17 protein-coding genes are annotated in these 16,096 nt (G+C 71.7%); 7 read left to right on the top strand and 10 right to left on the bottom strand.

Features of this window, described 5'->3' with window-relative positions; translation table 11 throughout:
- Window positions 1-5 precede the first annotated feature (5 nt).
- Window positions 6-959: a poly-gamma-glutamate hydrolase family protein gene (locus OG462_RS27765; RefSeq protein WP_406061682.1), complete on the top strand. Its 954-nt coding sequence runs from the start codon at window positions 6-8 to the stop codon at window positions 957-959.
- Between the two features lie 138 nt (window positions 960-1,097).
- Here the strand turns inward: OG462_RS27765 and OG462_RS27760 are convergent, their stop codons facing one another.
- Window positions 1,098-2,921 (bottom strand): phosphoenolpyruvate carboxykinase (GTP), encoded by a 1,824-nt coding sequence (locus tag OG462_RS27760; protein ID WP_406061680.1) that lies wholly within the window; start codon window positions 2,919-2,921, stop codon window positions 1,098-1,100.
- 196 nt (window positions 2,922-3,117) lie between these two features.
- Here OG462_RS27760 and trhA point away from each other — a divergent pair, with 196 nt between their 5' ends.
- A complete protein-coding gene (trhA, locus tag OG462_RS27755; protein WP_406061678.1) occupies window positions 3,118-3,819 on the top strand; it encodes a PAQR family membrane homeostasis protein TrhA in 702 nt (233 codons plus the stop codon).
- Window positions 3,820-3,881: 62 nt separating this feature from the next.
- Here trhA and OG462_RS27750 read toward each other — a convergent pair whose 3' ends face one another.
- Genes OG462_RS27750 through OG462_RS27740 form a run of 3 tightly spaced genes read right to left on the bottom strand, consistent with a single transcriptional unit; the run spans window position 3,882 to window position 6,082 of the window.
- Window positions 3,882-4,904, bottom strand: a complete 1,023-nt coding sequence (locus OG462_RS27750) for a glycoside hydrolase family 26 protein (RefSeq protein ID WP_406061676.1) — start codon at window positions 4,902-4,904, stop codon at window positions 3,882-3,884.
- A gap of 1 nt (window position 4,905) precedes the next feature.
- A complete protein-coding gene (locus tag OG462_RS27745) occupies window positions 4,906-5,559 on the bottom strand; it encodes a vitamin K epoxide reductase family protein (protein ID WP_406061675.1) in 654 nt (217 codons plus the stop codon).
- A 19-nt stretch (window positions 5,560-5,578) separates the two neighbouring features.
- Entirely contained in the window at window positions 5,579-6,082 is a 504-nt protein-coding gene (locus tag OG462_RS27740) for a DUF5949 family protein (RefSeq protein ID WP_406061673.1), read from the bottom strand.
- Window positions 6,083-6,256: 174 nt separating this feature from the next.
- Here OG462_RS27740 and OG462_RS27735 point away from each other — a divergent pair, with 174 nt between their 5' ends.
- Both OG462_RS27735 and OG462_RS27730 read left to right on the top strand, forming a co-directional pair.
- Window positions 6,257-6,670 (top strand): tyrosinase family oxidase copper chaperone, encoded by a 414-nt coding sequence (locus OG462_RS27735; RefSeq protein ID WP_406061671.1) that lies wholly within the window; start codon window positions 6,257-6,259, stop codon window positions 6,668-6,670.
- A complete protein-coding gene (locus tag OG462_RS27730) occupies window positions 6,654-7,520 on the top strand; it encodes a tyrosinase family protein (protein WP_406061670.1) in 867 nt (288 codons plus the stop codon). The genes OG462_RS27735 and OG462_RS27730 overlap by 17 nt, the downstream gene beginning before the upstream one ends.
- A gap of 98 nt (window positions 7,521-7,618) precedes the next feature.
- Here OG462_RS27730 and OG462_RS27725 read toward each other — a convergent pair whose 3' ends face one another.
- The 6 genes from OG462_RS27725 to OG462_RS27700 form a co-directional block, all read right to left on the bottom strand.
- Window positions 7,619-7,906, bottom strand: a complete 288-nt coding sequence (locus OG462_RS27725; protein ID WP_406061668.1) for a chaplin — start codon at window positions 7,904-7,906, stop codon at window positions 7,619-7,621.
- 326 nt (window positions 7,907-8,232) lie between these two features.
- Window positions 8,233-8,745, bottom strand: coding sequence for a hypothetical protein (locus OG462_RS27720; RefSeq protein WP_406061666.1), 513 nt, complete (start codon window positions 8,743-8,745; stop codon window positions 8,233-8,235).
- 118 nt (window positions 8,746-8,863) lie between these two features.
- The gene (locus OG462_RS27715; RefSeq protein ID WP_406061664.1) at window positions 8,864-9,790 is read right to left on the bottom strand and encodes a hypothetical protein; all 927 of its coding nucleotides are present in this window, start codon (window positions 9,788-9,790) and stop codon (window positions 8,864-8,866) included.
- A 255-nt stretch (window positions 9,791-10,045) separates the two neighbouring features.
- Entirely contained in the window at window positions 10,046-10,327 is a 282-nt protein-coding gene (locus OG462_RS27710; RefSeq protein ID WP_187622246.1) for a hypothetical protein, read from the bottom strand.
- Between the two features lie 248 nt (window positions 10,328-10,575).
- Window positions 10,576-11,565 carry a hypothetical protein gene (locus tag OG462_RS27705; RefSeq protein WP_406061662.1) on the bottom strand — a complete coding sequence of 330 codons (990 nt, stop codon included), beginning with the start codon at window positions 11,563-11,565 and terminating at the stop codon, window positions 10,576-10,578.
- A 275-nt stretch (window positions 11,566-11,840) separates the two neighbouring features.
- A complete protein-coding gene (locus OG462_RS27700) occupies window positions 11,841-12,080 on the bottom strand; it encodes a chaplin (RefSeq protein ID WP_306329927.1) in 240 nt (79 codons plus the stop codon).
- Between the two features lie 376 nt (window positions 12,081-12,456).
- Here OG462_RS27700 and OG462_RS27695 point away from each other — a divergent pair, with 376 nt between their 5' ends.
- Genes OG462_RS27695 through OG462_RS27685 form a run of 3 tightly spaced genes read left to right on the top strand, consistent with a single transcriptional unit; the run spans window position 12,457 to window position 16,095 of the window.
- Window positions 12,457-13,515: a DUF3344 domain-containing protein gene (locus OG462_RS27695; RefSeq protein WP_406061660.1), complete on the top strand. Its 1,059-nt coding sequence runs from the start codon at window positions 12,457-12,459 to the stop codon at window positions 13,513-13,515.
- Between the two features lies 1 nt (window position 13,516).
- A complete protein-coding gene (locus tag OG462_RS27690; protein ID WP_406061658.1) occupies window positions 13,517-14,653 on the top strand; it encodes a glycosyltransferase in 1,137 nt (378 codons plus the stop codon).
- Window positions 14,650-16,095 carry a sugar transferase gene (locus OG462_RS27685; protein WP_406061657.1) on the top strand — a complete coding sequence of 482 codons (1,446 nt, stop codon included), beginning with the start codon at window positions 14,650-14,652 and terminating at the stop codon, window positions 16,093-16,095. Before OG462_RS27690 ends, OG462_RS27685 begins: the two co-directional genes overlap by 4 nt.
- Window position 16,096 lies beyond the last annotated feature (1 nt).

Genomic DNA, 16,096 nt, shown 5'->3' with positions numbered 1-16,096 from the left:
CGCACATGACACCTTTCGAGCACTCCACCTCGCGCCGCACGATCCTGACCGCGCTGGCCGCAGCAGCCACGGCGGGAGCCCCGGTCCTCGGCCAGCTCGCCTCCGCCGCGCCGGCCTCCGCCGCCCCGGTCCCCGCCGACACGCTTCCGGACCCGCTCGAGTACCCCTCGAACACCGCCCTCTACCAGGACCCGGAGCTGGTCGAAGGCACCTCGTACAGCCGCCGTTACCGCCGCCACCAGCAGTTCGACCTCAAGATGAGCCAGAAGTACGGCTTCCCGCGCACCGCGATCCTCGCGCTGCACGGCGGCGGCATCGAGATAGGCACGAGCGAGCTGTGCCTGGGCATCGCCGGTTACAGCCCGGGCAGCGCCCCGGGCGAAGGCAAGGGCGACCCCGCGGGCGACCCGATCCTGCCGACCGTGCACGACTACTTCATGTTCGAGGGCCTACTCTCCTCCGGCAACAGCGCCCTGCACGTCACCTCGAAGAACTGTGACGACCACGTCGCCCTGTCGACCGTGGCGAGCCACCTCAACGTACTGTCCCTGCACGGCTGCAAGTTCGAACAGCTGAACCTGCCCACTGCCACCTACCCGCCGACCGGAAACCTCGGCGTCGCCGTCGTCGGCGGCCTCAACGCCGCGTTCCGCTCGGCCCTGGTGACCGAGATCAACAACGCCGGCTTCCAGGCGGTCGACGCCTACGACCCCCGCTACTCCGCCACGCTCGGCGAGTTCAACGGCAGCCACATCACCAACCCGTGCAACCGCACGATGCTCGCCAAGGGCGCCCAGCTGGAGCTGACCACGGAGCTGCGCAAGAGTCTCTTCGGCGACCCGTCCTCCCGCGACGGCCGCGCGGAGACCTGGTACAGGTCGGGCGGCAAGTTCGAGAGCTTCCGCGACGCCTGCCGCCGGGCGATCGCCACCGTCGAGGCCGGCCAGCCGATCCTCTGACCTGAACGCCGGCGGACATGCGCCGGCCCCCGGAGCCTGAGGGGGCGCCGGGGGCCGGTTGCGTCGTGGTGAGCCGTCGTGACCCCACTGGTCAGGGCGGTAGTTCGGGGCAACCCACCACGAGTCGGTGGTGCGGGATCAGCCCAGGCGCTCGACGAGCGCGCGGTACTGGTCCCACAGCTCCTTCGGCGTGTGGTCGCCGAAGGTGTTCAGGTGGTCGGGGACGAGGGCGGCTTCCTCGCGCCACACGTCACGGTCGACCTTGAGGAGGAACTCCAGGTCCTCGGCCGGCAGGTCGAGGCCCTCGGTGTCGAGGGACTCCGGGGTCGGCAGGATGCCGATCGGGGTCTCGACGCCCTCGGCCTTGCCCTCCAGGCGCTCGACGATCCACTTGAGGACGCGGCTGTTCTCGCCGAAGCCGGGCCAGACGAACTTGCCGGCCTCGTTCTTGCGGAACCAGTTCACGTAGTAGATCTTCGGCAGCTTGGCCGCGTCCGCGGTGGCGCCGACCTTGACCCAGTGGGCCATGTAGTCGCCCATGTTGTAGCCGCAGAACGGCAGCATGGCGAAGGGGTCGCGGCGCAGCTCGCCGACCTTGCCCTCGGCGGCGGCGGTCTTCTCGGAGGCGACGTTCGCGCCGAGGAAGACACCGTGGTTCCAGTCGAAGGACTCCGTGACCAGGGGGACGGCGGAAGCGCGGCGGCCGCCGAAGAGGATCGCCGAGATCGGCACGCCCTTCGGGTCCTCCCACTCCGGCGCGATGATCGGGCACTGCCCGGCCGGCACGGTGAAGCGGGCGTTGGGGTGGGCGGCGGGCGTCTCGGACGCGGGCGTCCAGTCGTTGCCCTTCCAGTCCGTGAGGTGCGCGGGGGCCGTCTCGGTCATCCCCTCCCACCACACGTCGCCGTCGTCCGTGAGGGCGACGTTGGTGAAGACGGAGTTGCCCCACATGGTCTTCATGGCGTTGGCGTTGGTGTGCTCGCCGGTGCCGGGCGCGACGCCGAAGAAACCGGCCTCGGGGTTGATCGCGTACAGGCGACCGTCCTCGCCGAAGCGCATCCAGGCGATGTCGTCACCGATGGTCTCGACGGTCCAGCCGGAGATCGTGGGCTCCAGCATGGCCAGGTTCGTCTTGCCGCAGGCGGACGGGAACGCGGCGGCGACGTACTTGGACTCGCCCTGCGGCGGGGTGAGCTTGAGGATCAGCATGTGCTCGGCGAGCCAGCCCTCGTCGCGCGCCATGACGGAGGCGATGCGGAGCGCGTAGCACTTCTTGCCGAGCAGGGCGTTGCCGCCGTAACCCGAGCCGTACGACCAGATCTCGCGGCTCTCGGGGAAGTGCGAGATGTACTTGGTGGAGTTGCAGGGCCACGGCACGTCCTCCTGGCCCTCCTCCAGGGGGGCGCCGAGGGTGTGGACGGCCTTGACGAAGAAGCCGTCGGTGCCGAGCTCGTCGAGGACGGCCTGTCCCATGCGGGTCATGGTGCGCATGGAGACGGCGACGTACGCGGAGTCGGTGATCTCGACGCCGATGGCGGAGAGCGGGGAGCCGACGGGGCCCATGCAGAAGGGCACGACGTACATGGTGCGGCCACGCATCGAGCCGCGGAAGATGCCCTTCTCGCCGGCGAAGAGGTCCTTCATCTCCGCCGGGGCCTTCCAGTGGTTGGTCGGGCCCGCGTCCTCCTCCTTCTCGGAGCAGATGAAGGTCCGGTCCTCGACGCGCGCGACGTCGGTCGGGTCGGAGGCGGCGTAGTACGAGTTCGGGCGCTTGGCCTGGTCGAGCTTCGTGAACGTCCCCTTGGCGACGAGCTCCTCGCACAGGCGCTCGTACTCGGCCTCGGAACCGTCGCACCAGACGATGTTGTCCGGCTGGGTGATCTCCGCGATCTCGTTCACCCAGGAGACGAGCTCCTGGTGCTGGGTCGGAAGGGTCTGGGGAGCCGCGTTGTCGCGCGCCACGATTGCTCCTTGTAGAGGGGTTTTTTGGTGTGTGCCCCGTGGGGGCCGCGACCCGGATGCTTCGTAGCTGCTCATCCGGTGCCGACCGCACTCATTTGATCATCCGACGGATCCGCCCATATGTCCAGGGGTCCGCCCACGTGAGCATCGCCACTCGTATCCGCGACCTACGGGGCCGTAGGTACGATTCCGTTCCATGACTGCAGCCACGCCGGACGTGACCCCGATCGAGCCGGATCCGATCGGGCAGCCCCCGTCGCTCCCGCTGAAGCCCCGGCTCAGAGGATGGCTGCACGCGGGCATGTTCCCCGCCGTGATCGTCGCCGGCCTCGTCCTGGTCGCCCTCTCCGACTCGCCGCGCGCCCGCATCGCCTGCGGGATCTACGTCCTCACCGCCTGCCTGCTCTTCGGCATCAGCGCGCTGTACCACCGCGGCAACTGGGGCCCGCGCGGCGAGGCCATCCTCCGGCGCCTCGACCACGCCAACATCTTCCTGATCATCGCGGGCACCTACACCCCGCTCACCCTGCTGCTGCTCCCCGACTCCACCGGCCGGCCGCTCATGTGGGCGGTCTGGGCGGCGGCCACCGCCGGCATCGCCTTCCGGGTCTTCTGGGTCGGCGCCCCGCGCTGGCTGTACACGCCCTGCTACATCGCGATGGGCTGGGCCGCGGTCTTCTTCCTGCCCGACTTCATGCGCGCGGGCGGCATCGCCGTCCTGGTCCTCGTCATCGTCGGCGGCCTGCTCTACAGCGCGGGCGGGGTCATCTACGGCATCAAGCGCCCGAACCCCTCGCCGCGCTGGTTCGGCTTCCACGAGGTCTTCCACTCGCTGACCCTGGCCGCCTTCATCGTCCACTACGTCGGCATCTCGCTGGTGGCCTACCAGCACGCCTGACCGGACACGGGAACGGGGCGCGGTGGGACGTGGACCACCGCGCGGCCGACCCGCCGGCTCCCTCACGGGCCGGCCGGCCCTCCGAGCGCCTTCCTGACCACCCGCGCCGACTCCGGATTGTCGGCGCACCCCCACACACCGTGCGGGCAGTAGTCGGTGACCGTCTGGTAGACGGGCCGGTGGGCCGCGAACCAGTCCAGCATCCCCCGTACGTACGCCGGGTTGTCGCCGTTGCGGAAGAGCCCCCACTCCGGGTACGAGACCGGCTTGCCGTGCGCCGCCGCGAACCGCACGTGGTGCGCGAGCCCGTACTCCTCGGCCACCTGGTCCTCGAACGCGAGCCCCGCCGGCTGGTCGTACGCGTCCATCCCGATGATGTCGACGACGTCGTCCCCCGGGTAGCAGCGCGGCCACTCCACGGCGTCCCGCCCCCGGCTCGGGGTGAAGTCGAAACGGAACCGCTGCCCCGCCACCCCCCGCAGCACCCCGACGACCCGACGCCAGTACGTCTTCCAGGACTCCGGGTCCGGTCCGCAGCGATGGCTGTACGTGGTGCCGTTCATCTCCCAGCCCAGGACCAGGACCGCGTCCCCGAGCCCGTGCTCCACGAGCCGCTCCCCCAGCACCCGGAAGTGCCCGTCGAAGGCCCCCGCCGCGCCGCTCCGCAGCCCCGACCGCACCTCCGCGTCCGGCAGCCCCGCCTCGCTGCGGTCCATCATCGGCACGTTGAGCACGAAGAGACGCCCGGGCCGTGCCTCCTTCCAGCGCGCCCAGGGCCCGAAGAGCGCCGGATGGCCCTCGATGTTGGACCAGCGGTCGCCCGGCAGATAGGTGTGCCCGACGGTCAGCGACCCGCCGCCGAGCCAGGCCTGCGCCTGGGCGATCCGGCGCACCCCGGCCTCGTCGGAGCCGGTGAAGAACCCTGAGGGCACCCCGGGGAGCGGCGCCGGATCCCGTTCGGGCGCGGCCCGGGTCCCGGTGTGCCGGTCGCCGGGCGCGATCCGGTCGGACGTCAGGAGGAGCACGAGAACGGCCGCGAGCAGCACGATGAGTGCGGCCCGCGGCCCGGGAAGGAGACGGTTCACGTCAGCTGGTCCAGAAGTCCCACCACCGGGTCAGGATCAGCATCCCGATGATCCCGATGTGCAGGACGGGCAGGGCGAAGGTGAACTCGCCGAGGAAGGTCCGCACTCCCGCCGGGGCGGGGATCACCCCGTGGCGGACGTTGTGCGCGGTGACGTACCAGAACATGACGATGGTGGCGACCCAGGCCAGGCAGCACCACAGGCAGAGCGAGTTGATCTCGTACAGCGACTGGTACATCAGCCAGGTGCAGAAGCCGACGCCGAAGAGCATTCCGGCGTTGAGGCCGAGCCAGAGCCAGCCCCGGTAGCGGGCCCCGGCGAGGAGCCCGGCGCCGAGGGCGACGACGACGGCGTACGTGACGAGCCCGAGCATCGGGTTGGGGAAGCCGAAGACCCCCGCCTGCTCGCTCTTCATGATGTTGCCGCAGGAGACGACCGGGTTGAGGCTGCACCCGGGCTGGAACCCGGGGTCCTCCAGAAGGTGGAACTTGTCGATCGTGATCACCCAGCCGGACAGCACGCCCGCCGCCCCGGTGATCATCAGCAACCAGGCGAAGGCCCGGCTCCCGCCGATCGTCCCCGCGGTCTGCCGCGCGGACCCCTCCTGATCCTGCCGCTGCTCCGGTACCTCGCCCCGTACGTTCACCGTCGCCATGACGCGAGCCCCTTCCCGCTCAGCCCTGCAGGCGCCGGACGGGCATCAGGACGTGGGCACTGTCCTTGAGCATCTCCTCGTCGGAGACGAACGACCGCAGCCGCGCCTCGTCGACCGGCTGTCCGGGCACCGCCTCGGGCCAGGGCCGCACGGAGCAGATCAGATAGACCTGGCCGCGCTCGCGGGCGGCCTCCTGCCACTCGTCGGGCACCGGGGCCTGCACCTTCAGGAAGGGCAGGCTGAGGACGGCGGAGCCGCCCTCGACGAGCAGCGAGGCGTTGATCCCGGCGTCCTTGTCCAGATCGAAGAGCCGGTCGCCGACGGAGAGGCCCATGGCCTCCAGGGCCGTCCGCATGGCCTGCTGACCGGCCTCCGGCCCGTCCCGGCCGTCGCCGAGCGAATACGCCATGAGGAACGGCGTACCGGCCGAATCGGCGGAGGGCTCGCTGGACCACGGAATCACCGTGAGAGTTCCCAGCGGAGAGGCGCTGCGCGCCGAGGAAACGACGTTGGAAGTGGTCATGAATCGGATGTTAATGCTCCAACCACCCTTTCCCCGCGCCGTTTTCACTCGAACGGCCGACATTCACGCCGCTGGCATTTCCGGCGCAACGAACCCGGGTTTTCATCGTTGTGCCCTGAGGGCTCCTCCTACCTGCGGCGGGGGGACCCCCAGCCGACCCCGAGGAGATCACTCATGATCGTCCCGCGCCGCGTCGCACTGCGGTCCCTCTTCGCTCTGGCCGTCACCGCTTTCACAGGGGGCGCGCTCGGCCGCATCACGACCCGCCCGCCGTCCGGAGCGCCCGCGGACACCGCACGCGACCCGCACGCCTTCGACGAGATGTACGGGGGCCGCCGCATCCTGGGCTTCTCCGGCCCCGAGGGCGAGCCGCTGGCCCTCGTCGACGGCCGGCCGCTGCATCTGATGCGCTGCGCCGACGGGGGTTACGTCACCCCGATCGACCACTACGAGTCCTGCCCGACGCCACTGGCGGCCGTCCGCGCGGCCGTGGACGAGCTGGGCACCGCCCGGCTCTCCCCGCTCGCCGCCGCCCATGGTGTCCACACCGACCCGACGGGAGGGGGTCCGCGTGGTGTACACGCGTAAGAACCAGCGCCATCTGACCGGAGCCGAGCGCCGGAAGTTCGTCGCCGCCGTCCTGGAGCTCAAGCGCACGGGTACGTACGACCGGTTCGTCCGCACCCATATCGACCACTACACGGCCGACGGGGAGGGCCGGCTCCGGGTCGCCCACATGACGCCGAGCTTCCTGCCCTGGCACCGCAAGTTCCTGCTGGAGTTCGAGACGGCGCTGCGCCGGATCGACCCGACGGTCTCCGTCCCGTACTGGGACTGGACGCGCGACAACAGTCCGGCCTCCTCGCTCTGGGGCGAGGACTTCCTGGGCGGCAACGGGCGCCGCGCCGACCTCCAGGTGATGACCGGCCCCTTCGCCCACTCCTCCGGACGCTGGAAGATCACCCAGTCGATGACCGAGGAACGCTTCCTGACCAGGGACTTCGGCCGCCCCCGCGACCCGATCACCCTCCCGACCCAGGCCCAGCTGGACGAGGTGATGCCGGAACGGGTGTACGACGTGACGCCCTGGAACTCGACGAGCTCCTCCGGCTTCCGGAACCGCCTCGAAGGCTGGGCGCCGGGCCGGGGCAACGAGCGGTTCCGCATCCACAACCGGGTGCACCGCTGGGTCGGCGGTCTGATGCTCGGCGGCGGCTCCGTGAACGACCCGGTGTTCTGGCTGCACCACTCCTTCGTCGACCTGGTCTGGTCCCGCTGGCAGCAGCGCAACCCCGGGGCGGCGTACCTCCCCGCCGAGCCGCCGCCGCTCGGGGACGCGCAGTACCGCAAGGTCGTCGCCCGGCACGAGCCGATGGCGCCCTGGGGGGTCACCCCGACGTCGATGTTCGACCACAGCCGGATCTACCGGTACGCCTGACCCGCCGGCCGCCGATACGCCCGAGGCCCCGCCGGAGGCCCCGTACGCACGTGTCCCCCCGACCCGATGGGCCGGGGGGACACGGTCGTTACGGGGGATCAGCCGCCGTAGCCGCCGTCACCGTTGTCGTGGCCGTGGCCGTGGCCGTCGGCGTTGACGCAGGTGTTGCCGAACGCCGGGTTCAGCAGGCCGATGACGCTGACGGTGTTGCCGCAGAGGTTGACCGGGACGTGGACCGGGACCTGGACGACGTTGCCGGAGGCGACACCGGGCGAGTGGGCGGCGACGGCCTCGGCGCCCGAGTCGGCGACGGCCAGGCCGGCTCCGCTGAGGGCAACGGCACCCGTGCCGGCGAGAACAGCGGCAGCCTTCGCGATGCGAGACATCAAGAACTCCTTGGACGTGGAAAGCGACCGCAGGAATCACGGCCGTCATTCCCGTTCAACGTCGTGCGACGGGCCGGGTCACGGCCATTGGGCCGAAAGAGAAGAAGGAAAACCGAAAAAATGGCCCGCGGGCCGAAAACCGTCCGCCGCCGGATACGGCGGGACGGCCTCGATCCGCGGGCCGCGGCCATGCGACGAGCCTCTTTTGCAACGAACGAGAGCCCTTCCGGTGGCGGGGAAGAATCGTGTCTTCACCCGCCGGGCCCTCGATCGCACAGAAGAACGAGCACAGGGGAACGCCCTTGCGCCCGCCGCCTCTCGCCGCGTCAGTGCGCCTCGGGCGCCAGACCGAGCTGGGAGTCCAGAGCGCCGCTCGCCATCGGGGGCAGCAGGCCGACCCGGGGCTCCGCGAGTTCCGGCAGCCCCGCGAGCCCGTTGCCCTTCGGCGCGAGCACCGGGTTGCCGAGGACGGCGCCCGGGGTGGCCGCCGCCATCTCCGAGTGCGGCGTGGCGAAGAGGGCCCGGCCGGGCTCGCTGTCCTTCAGGACCTCGGGCAGCGGGGCGTCCACCACCGTCGCGGGGAGGGTGCCGGTGAGCGGCACGCTGGGCAGTGCGACGTCGGGCAGGGAGCCGAGGCCCTTCTGGAAGCCGGTGGGCGCACCGGGCATCGGGACGGGTACGCCGGTGGCCACCGTGGGGGCGTCCATCGGGAGCACCGGCTCGAGCCCCTGGAGGGGGACGATCACCGGCGCCTCGACGGCCGAGGCCGGGGCGGCCAGGGCGGCGGAGGCGAATGCGGTCATGAGGAGTCCCATGCCGGCGTGAGAGCGCAGAGTCATGTTCTGACAACGAGACCTTCGGGGGAACGTCGCCGGAACTCCCCCATGTGCAGCAACGGGCGGGGCCCTCACCGGTGAAGGTGAGGGCCCCGGGTTGACACCTGATCGGCGTACGACGTCAGTGGCGGCGGGCGATCCGGCCACCGCGGAGGTACACGACGGTGCCGCCGATGATCAGCGCGGCGCTGATCGCGGCCGCTCCCATGAGCGCGGGCTCGGCGCCCGTGTCGGGGAGTTCGGGCTGACCGGGCGGAGTCGTGGGCGGGGTGGTGGGCTCCTCGCAACCGGGCTCCGGCTCCTCACCGGGAGCGGGCTCCTCGCAGTCACCGGGCTCGTCCGGGTTGGTCGGCGGCGTCGTGGGAGGCGTCGTCGGCGGGTGCGTGGTCGGCGGGTGTGTCGGCTCCTCGCAGCCCGGCTCCGGCTCCTCACCCGGCGCGGGCTCCTCACAGTCCCCCGGCTCGTGCGGGTTGGTGGGAGGAGTCGTGGGCGGGTACGTGGGAGGCGTGGTCGGCGGGTGCGTGGGCGGGTGCGTCGGCGGCGTCGTGGGAGGCGTCGTCGGCGGGTGCGTCGGCTCCTCGCAACCGGGCTCCGGCTCCTCACCGGGGGCCGGCTCCTCGCAGTCACCGGGCTCGTCCGGGTTGGTCGGCGGCGTCGTGGGAGGCGTCGTCGGCGGGTGCGTGGGAGGCGTGGACGGCGGGTGCGTCGGCGGGTGCGTCGGCGGGTGCGTGGGCGGCGTCGTGGGTTCACCCGGATGGGTCGGCTCGCCGGGGTGCGTGGGTTCACCCGGCTCGTCGCCGTAGCCGCCGGGCCCCTCCGCCTGGGCGCAGAGGTCACCGACGGCCGCGGCGACGAAGCCGCCGAGATCCATGGTCTTTCCGCAGACATCCGCCGGCAGCGGCGCCTGGACATGGCCGGCGTTGCCGGGGCCCGGACCGTCGCCCGTACCCGGGTGGGCGTTCGCGGCCAGGGCGAATCCGCCGCTCAGCGACAGGATGCCGGTCGCTGCCGCCGCGGTGAGTACTTTCCTGCTGATGATGGACCGCATACCGCTCTTCCTCTGGAGAAAGGGAGAGACCGGCGAGGATCCCCCCTCGCTCCGACCGGCCTGATCCACGCCGACGTTCGCGTGGGACTGGCCAGAGGGTATGGGTCGGCGAACCCCGTGGAACGGGGGCCACACGGCAGCTGATCAGAAAATCATTCGATCAGCCGACCGTGGGGAACGACGACCCGGAGGCCGCCGCAAGTACCCGGAAAGGCAGGGTTGCTGATAAGGCGTCAGTCGAGTGTCAAACGGGTGTCAGCCACCGACCGGCAGGCCGCCGGGGACCGGCAGGCCACCGAGGAGCGGGGCGCCCTTGGTGGTCTCGTTCAGCTGTGTCGCGGTGTCCGTGACGGTCTTGACCGGGGAGCCGTCCGTGGTGCTGCTCAGCACATCCGACTTCAGCCCATTGGCGGCGATCGCTTCGAGGCCACCGTTCAGGCTGGTGGGGGTCAGCGCCTCCGTGGCCATGGCGGGCGCGGCAGCGCCAAGGGCCATCAGCGAACCGGCGACAACCGCAGCGACCTTGGTGGGCTTCATGGGGTGATTCCTTCCTCTGTACTTTCAAGTCACGTACTGCACAGGCTTCTTGACCGAATCCCGCACTTTGTTCTGCTTCTGTAACGAACGGCGTGCCGCGCGGAAACTCCGGGAGGAAGGATTTCTCGACACTGCACCCGATCGATGCGGACCGGTGCTATTTGCCGATCGCGCACCGGCCGCACCCCGGCCGCGCACGCCTGTACCGGCCCGGCGGGACGCCGGGCCGGTACAGGGCCTGCGGATGACTACCGGACCGGCAGCGGGGGCTTGACCGGCAGGTCGGGCACGTCGACCGGGGGCTTCACCGGCGCGTCGACCGGCAGCTCGGGCGGGTCGACGGGCAGCTCCGGCGGGTCCACCGGCAGCTCGGGCGGGGTGACCGGGAGCGACGGCAGCACGGGCAGTCCGGCCAGGTCGGGAGCGGGCAGGCCGCTGCCGAGGACCGTGGCGACAGCCAGGTTGACCAGCGAGGTCAGGGTCGCCGTGACCTGCGGTACGACTCCGCCGGCGTCGCCGGAGGTGACTGCGGCGAGCAGGGCGGCAACCGCCTTCTCGACCGTGGCGAGGGCGTCGGTCACGACGTCCGCCGGGGCGGCCGCCCTGCCGGCCCACGCGGCCTTCGCGCCGGCCGCGACGGGCAGGCTCACGGGCGGCTTCACGGGGAGGGCCGGGGCTTCCACGGGCTGCTTCACCGGAAGGTCGACGGGGGTCTCCGCGGCCGGAGGCGTGACGGGGAGATCAGCCGCCGGAGGCGTGACCGGGAGGTCGGCCGCCGGAGGCGTGACGGGGAGGTCGGCCGCCGGAGGCGTGACCGGGAGGTCGGCCGCCGGAGGCGTGACCGGGAGGTCGGCCGCCGGAGGCGTGACCGGGAGGTCGGTCGAGGGCGGCGTGACGGGCGTGTCCGGCAGCGGGGCCGGCGCGGTGGCCTTGGCCTCGTCGACGGCTGCCGTGATCTTGGCCTTGAGGGCCTCGGCGTCGGCCGCCGGGAGCTGACCCGAGTCGGCCTTGAGCGCAGCCGTGACGAGTTCGGTCACGGGCGTGGTCACCGAGCCGAGGTCACCGAGCGCCTGGGCCTGGGTCAGCAGGGCGGCGGCCTCGGGGAGGGGTGCGCGGGCGGCCCGGTCGGCCGCGGTGGACGGATGGTGTTCGCCGGCGATGGCGGGTCCCGCCGTGCCGAGGGTGATGACGGCGGATATCGCCAGGGCGGTGATGCGGCGTGTAGCCAGGGGACGCATATGTGTTCCTTTTCCTTATGCGTCGGACAACTGCTCTCTCACCGTGCCTGGGGGTATAGCCCTCCGCAACCGCAGAACTACTGAGCGCCACGCCTCCGTTCGAGTGAATCCACCCCTCGAACATGCCCCTCGAAGGGGCGTACGCCGTTGCACGAACGGCGCACGACGGTGCCGCCGAACGAGTACCGACCCCATGACGACAAGGAAAAAGCCGGTGCGCCCACCCCCTCAGGGTGGGCGCACCGGCTTCGGAAGGACCGATCAGGCGTGCCGGATCAGGCGTTGACGCAGGTGTTGCCGAAGGTCGGGTTCAGCGCGCCGATGACGCTGACGGTGTTGCCGCAGAGGTTGACCGGGATGTGCACCGGGACCTGGACGACGTTGCCGGAGCCGACACCGGGGGACTTCACTGCCGCGGCCTCGGCGCCGGCGTCGGCGGCGGCGGCACCGGCGGCACCGGCGACCGCGGCAGCGGCACCCACGGTCAGGACAACGGCCTTGGCGATACGGGACATGGGGAAGTGCTCCTCGATCGAAATTCAACGTGGACTGCGCGGACTGTTCGGTCCGACTCCCTCAACAACGCCCGGGCTTTTCATCGGTTGCTCTCCCGAACGGGTGACGTTCAACCGATCTTTGGGCCATAGGAGGGCCATTGGAGGGAGTGGCCGAGGAATGGCGCAACACGCTCAACGAGGAACCTGCCCTGTGGATACGGGAGTTAGCGTTTCCAGGCATCTAATGCTTACTATCGCCCCGCGCCGGGGTTATAACGTTCCCGAACGTTGCTTCCGGGCCCGCCGCGCGTTCACCCATTTCGTGCGGACGACACCCCCTCTCCCGGCCTTCACGGGTCTTCCCTTCCTTCTCTCATCAAAGCGGAGAACCTGTATGCGGAATTCAGCGGTTCTTGCTGTGCGTCGCAGCGTGTTGTGCGCCCTGTCGTGTGCGGCGCTGTCCGCCGCGCTGCCGGTCGCCTCCGCCGTCGCACCCCAGCCCCGGGAGGCGAGCCGCGTCCCGTTCGCCGCGCGCTACCAGGCCGTACAGCACGGTGGGGTCGTGCGCGCCGCCAACTCCTCGGCGAAGGGCGCGAAGGGCACCGAGTCGGTCAACGACGACGCCACGATCGCCTACGTCGACGTGGACAGCGACCCCAACACGTACAACTCCAGCCGTGCCGAGCTCGCCGTTCCCGCGGGCGCCCGGGTCAGCTGGGCCCGTCTCTACTGGGGCGGCAACCTGCGGGTGGGCGAGCAGAAGCCGCCCAAGGACAACGGCCGGGTGCTGATCGCCGAGCCCGGCGGCGCGTACAAGGCGCTGCTCGCGGACACCCTGATCGGCCACCGCACGGCCGACGGCGCCGACGCCTTCCAGGCCTCCGCCGATGTCACCAAGCTGGTCCGCTCCTCCCGCGCGGGGCAGTGGACGGTCGCTCAGGTCAACGTCGCCATGGGCCGTTCGGCGGTCGGCGGCTGGGGTGGCTGGACGCTCGTCGCCGCGTACGAGAAGGCGTCGGAACCGCTGCGCAGGATCCGTGTCTGGGACGGATTCGAAACGGTCGGCCCGCACTCCGGCGAGCTGCGCGTACCGCTCGACGGAAACCGTTACGGCAAGGCCACGAACGGCCGTCTCGGCGTGATCGCCTATGACGGTGACCGCGGCACTTCCGGTGATTACCTGGCGGTGCGGACGAGCCGCTCGAAGAGCACCCGGCTCTCCGATTCCGCCAATTCCGCGGACGACGTGATGAACTCCAGCATCACCGAATTCGGCACCGGCCGTATGGTCCGTCATCCCGATCGTACGAACACTCTGGGATACGACTCCGACGTGTTCGATCTGCGGGGTGCCCTGCGCGAAGGGGCCGACCGTGTCCACGTCCGGTTCGGGAGCCGGAAGGACACCGTCTGGCTCGGTGCGCTCTTCTTCCAGGCGGACGTCCGGCGCTGACGTGCTGCCTCCACGAGACACGGACCCCGGGTCCGTCACCGTCCTGCACGCGGTCCAGCCCGGTGACGGCGGGGTCGCCCGTGTCGTCATCGACCTCGTCCGCGCCCAGCTCGCCGCCGGCCTGCGGGTCGCGGTCGCCTGCCCACCCGACACCGTCCTCTCCACCGCCGTCCGCGCCGAGGGGGCCGACACCCATGACTGGCGGGCCGGCCGGAACCCCGGGCCCGGGCTCGTCCGCGAGACCCGGGACCTGGCCGGGGTGATCCGTACCGTCCGACCCGGACTCGTCCACGCCCACAGCGCGAAGGCCGGGCTCTGCGCCCGACTCGCCCTGCGGGGAAGGATTCCGACGGTGTATCAGCCGCACGCCTGGTCCTTCGCGGCGGTCGAGGGGACGACCGCCGCGCTCGCCCGGCGGTGGGAGCGGTTCGGCGCCCGCTGGACCGACCGGATCCTCTGCGTCAGCGAGGCCGAGCGGCGCACCGGCGAGGACGCCGGCGTCGCGGCGGACTGGTCCGTCGTCCACAACGGTGTGGACGTCGCCCGGTTCGCGACCGACGGCCCGCCCGGCAACCCCGCGCCGACCGTCGTCTGCGTGGGCCGGCTCTGCCGCCAGAAGGGGCAGGACGTCCTGCTCGCCGCCTGGCCCGCCGTCCTCGCGGAGGTGCCGACGGCCCGTCTCGTCCTGGTCGGTGACGGCCCCGACGGCGACCGGCTGCGCGCCGCCGCCGGTCCCTCGGTGCGGTTCACCGGGGCCGTCGACGACACCGTCCCCTGGTACCGCGCCGCCGACGTGGTCGTCCTGCCGTCCCGCTGGGAGGGCATGGCGCTCGCGCCCCTGGAGGCCATGGCCAGCGGCCGGCCGGTCGTCGTCAGCGATGTCGACGGGGCGCGCGAGAGCCTGCCGCCCGCCCATGAACCCCTGTGCCTGGTCCCGCCCGAGGACCCGGCCGCGCTCGCCACCGCTCTCGGCCGCCTCCTCGGCAGGCAGGAGCTCCGGCACCGCCTGGGCCGCGAGGCCCACGAGCACGTACTCAGCAGATTCGATGTCCGGCGCACCGGCGCGGCCGTCGCGGACGTCTACCGCGAACTGGCCGGAGTGCGGGGCACCGAGCAGAGAGAGCCGATTGCGCAGTGACCACCGAAAGCACCAGCGTCCCTCCCTCACCGGGCCCCTGGCCCACGGCGGGCCAGGCCTTCGGCCTCGCCTCCCTCGCGCCGCGCCGCGGCACGACCGACCGGCTCACCCTGCCGCACCGCCCCGCGCGGCCGCGGTCCGGCGTGCTGCCGCTCGTCGCGGTCGACTGCCTGGCCGTGTTCTCCGCCGCCACGCTGCTGAGCACGGCGCATCACGACGCCCGGCTGCTGCTGCCGATCGTGGCGCTCGTCCTCGTCCTCGACGGGCATGCGGGGCTCTACCGTCCGGCGCCGCACACCCGGGCCCTCGACGAGCTGCCCGCGCTCGCCTCCCGCGCCGGCGTCGCCTGGTGTCTGGCGGCGGCCACGGTGGCCGCGTACTCCCCTGCCGCGATCGGGCCGCTGCGGCTCCTCGCGGCGTACACCGCGCATGTCGGTGTCGTGAGCCTGGTCCGGTCCCTGCTGATCACCCGGCGGCGCCGGATCGCGCGGGCCCACCCCCGGTCGGCGCTGGTCGTCGGCGGGGCGGGGGCCGCGCGCCGGTTCGCCTCGGCGGCCGTCCAGCACCCCGAGTACGGGGTGCGGCCGGTCGGCATCGTCGGTGTGCCCGAGCAGGGCGGGGCGCCCCGGTCGGCCGGGGAGTCCGGGCTTCCGGTGCTCACCACGACCGAGGAGATCCACCGGGCCGTCATCCAGAACACCGTGCGCGACGCAGTGTTCCTCGACGACGACCCGGGGCTCGTGACGCTCTTCCAGCACTACGGCTGCACCACCTGGCGGGTCGGCGGACGGCACCAGGACGGCCCGATGGGCGCGCACATGTGGGGGTACGCCTGGCAGCGCGTCGTCCCACTGGGCGAGCGGCGCGGTCTGCCCGCCAAGCGCGCCCTCGACATCGCGCTCGCCGCGCCCGCGCTCGCGGTCGCGCTGCCGGTGCTGCTGCTCTGCGCGCTCGCCGTACGGCTCGCGGACGGTCCCGGGGTCCTGTTCCGGCAGGAGCGGGTGGGCCAGCACGGGCGCCACTTCACCCTGCTCAAGTTCCGTACGCTCCGCCCCTCCGACGACACCGAGTCGGCGACCCGCTGGAACGTGGCGGGCGACCGGCGGATGAGCGCGGCCGGGAACTTCCTGCGGAAGACCTCGCTCGACGAGCTCCCGCAGCTGTGGAACGTGTTGCGCGGCGATATGAGCCTGGTCGGGCCGCGGCCCGAACGCCCGTACTTCGTCGCCCAGTTCAGCAAGATCCACGCCGGTTACGCGGCCCGGCACCGGATGCCGGTGGGGCTGACCGGTCTGGCGCAGGTGCACGGGCTGCGCGGCGACACCTCGATCGAGGACCGCTGCCGCTTCGACAACCACTACATCGATCACTGGTCGCTCTGGCAGGACGTCTGCATCCTGCTGCGTACGGCGGCCGGGCTCGTCCGACCCACAGGGAGCTGAG

Source organism: Streptomyces sp. NBC_01077 (assembly GCF_045162855.1).
Lineage (GTDB): Bacteria > Actinomycetota > Actinomycetes > Streptomycetales > Streptomycetaceae > Streptomyces.
Note: the sequence above shows the minus strand (reverse complement) of the source record. Positions and strands in the feature narration are given on the sequence as shown.

Coding starts and splice junctions, on each gene's coding strand:
- OG462_RS27720 (WP_406061666.1), bottom strand. CDS start 8,745: ATGACTCTGCGCTCTCACGCCGGCATGGGACTCCTCATGACCGCATTC.
- OG462_RS27745 (WP_406061675.1), bottom strand. CDS start 5,559: ATGGCGACGGTGAACGTACGGGGCGAGGTACCGGAGCAGCGGCAGGAT.
- OG462_RS27715 (WP_406061664.1), bottom strand. CDS start 9,790: ATGCGGTCCATCATCAGCAGGAAAGTACTCACCGCGGCGGCAGCGACC.
- OG462_RS27735 (WP_406061671.1), top strand. CDS start 6,257: ATGATCGTCCCGCGCCGCGTCGCACTGCGGTCCCTCTTCGCTCTGGCC.
- OG462_RS27695 (WP_406061660.1), top strand. CDS start 12,457: ATGCGGAATTCAGCGGTTCTTGCTGTGCGTCGCAGCGTGTTGTGCGCC.
- OG462_RS27700 (WP_306329927.1), bottom strand. CDS start 12,080: ATGTCCCGTATCGCCAAGGCCGTTGTCCTGACCGTGGGTGCCGCTGCC.
- trhA (WP_406061678.1), top strand. CDS start 3,118: ATGACTGCAGCCACGCCGGACGTGACCCCGATCGAGCCGGATCCGATC.
- OG462_RS27765 (WP_406061682.1), top strand. CDS start 6: ATGACACCTTTCGAGCACTCCACCTCGCGCCGCACGATCCTGACCGCG.
- OG462_RS27710 (WP_187622246.1), bottom strand. CDS start 10,327: ATGAAGCCCACCAAGGTCGCTGCGGTTGTCGCCGGTTCGCTGATGGCC.
- OG462_RS27740 (WP_406061673.1), bottom strand. CDS start 6,082: ATGACCACTTCCAACGTCGTTTCCTCGGCGCGCAGCGCCTCTCCGCTG.
- OG462_RS27705 (WP_406061662.1), bottom strand. CDS start 11,565: ATGCGTCCCCTGGCTACACGCCGCATCACCGCCCTGGCGATATCCGCC.
- OG462_RS27725 (WP_406061668.1), bottom strand. CDS start 7,906: ATGTCTCGCATCGCGAAGGCTGCCGCTGTTCTCGCCGGCACGGGTGCC.